This is a genomic window from Streptomyces himastatinicus ATCC 53653 (assembly GCF_000158915.1).
GTDB classification, from domain to species: domain Bacteria; phylum Actinomycetota; class Actinomycetes; order Streptomycetales; family Streptomycetaceae; genus Streptomyces; species Streptomyces himastatinicus.
The window spans coordinates 9,335,076-9,336,420 of sequence record NZ_GG657754.1; the positions used below are offsets into that span (position 1 = coordinate 9,335,076).

At 74.7% G+C, this 1,345-nt stretch carries 1 protein-coding gene; it reads left to right on the forward strand.

Annotated features, from left to right (window positions below):
• Window positions 1-227: 227 nt before the first annotated feature.
• On the forward strand, window positions 228-1,345 hold a 1,118-nt coding region (locus SSOG_RS39645), incomplete at its 3' end, for a polyketide synthase dehydratase domain-containing protein (protein WP_039939789.1).

The window sequence follows — 1,345 nt, forward strand, 5'->3', positions numbered from 1 at the left end:
CGCCCTGCCCACCTACGCGTTCCAGCGCAAGCGGTACTGGCTGTTACTCCTGGAGCGGCCCGGGCACCATCGGTTTATTCGCTGCTGGACACCGCCGTCAGCCTCGCGGGCGACGACGGGCTGGTCCTGACGCGCCTGCTGTCCACCCGTTCGCAGCCCTGGCTGGCCGACCACGTCATCGCCGGTGTCGTCTTTTTTTTTTTTGCACAGCCCTGGTCGAGCTGGCCGTGCGCGCCGGGGACGAGGCGGGCTGCGGCGTGGTGGAGGAACTCACCCTGGAGACGCCGCTGTCGCTGACCGGCGACGCGGCGGCGGAGGTCCAGGTCGTCGTCGGCGCCCCCGACGCGGCGGGCCGCCGTACCGTCGAGATCTACTCGCGCCCCGCGCGCAGCGAGGAGAGCTGGACCCGGCACGCCAGTGGCGTGCTGGCCGAACACGGCGGGGGCCCGGCCGCCGACGGCGCCGTGTTCGCCCAGTGGCCACCGGCCGACGCCGAGCCCATCGACGTCGACGGCCTCTACGAGCGCCAGGCCGCGCAGGGGTACGGCTACGGTCCCGCGTTCCAGGGCGTGCGCGCCGCGTGGCGCCGCGGGGACGAGGTGTTCGCCGAGGTCGCCCTCGACGAGGCGGGCGCCGACCGGTTCGGGCTGCACCCGGCGCTGCTGGACGCCAGCCTGCACGCCGCCGAAGGGCCGGAGGACGACGGCCAGGTGCGGCTTCCGTTCGCCTGGCTCGGCCTCGAACTGCACGCCGCCGGCGCCACCGCCGTACGCGTCCACCTGCTCCGTACGGCCGCGGACGAGGTCGCGGTCGAGCTGGCCGACACCACCGGCGCCCCGGTGGCCACCGTACGGTCGCTGGTCCAGCGGCCCGTACCGCTGAACGGGGTGCTGTCCGCGGCGCGGGACGGCGCGCTGCTGCGCGTCGAATGGACCGAGATCCAGGCCCCGCCGGAGCCGGACGCCGCGGCCGGGGAATTCCACCTGGCGCATGTGCCCGACACCTTCCCCGGCGCCCCCGCCGAGGCCGCGCGGGAAGCCACGCTGTACGCCCTGAAGCTCATCGAGGACGCGCTGCGCGACGACACCCGGCTGGCGATCGTCACCCGTGAGGCGCCGGGCGACCTGACGCTCGCGCCCCTGTGGGCGCTGGTGCGCTCCGCCCAGGCCGAGAACCCCGGGCGGTTCGTCCTCGTCGGCACCGACCGCGACGTACCCGAACGCGACATACGCGCCACCCTGGCCACCGGAGAACCCCAACTCGCCTTGCGGGACGGCACATTGCTGGTGCCGCGCCTGGTGCGTACGCCGCTGCCGGACGTCCCGTGCCCCGTCGCCTGGGACCT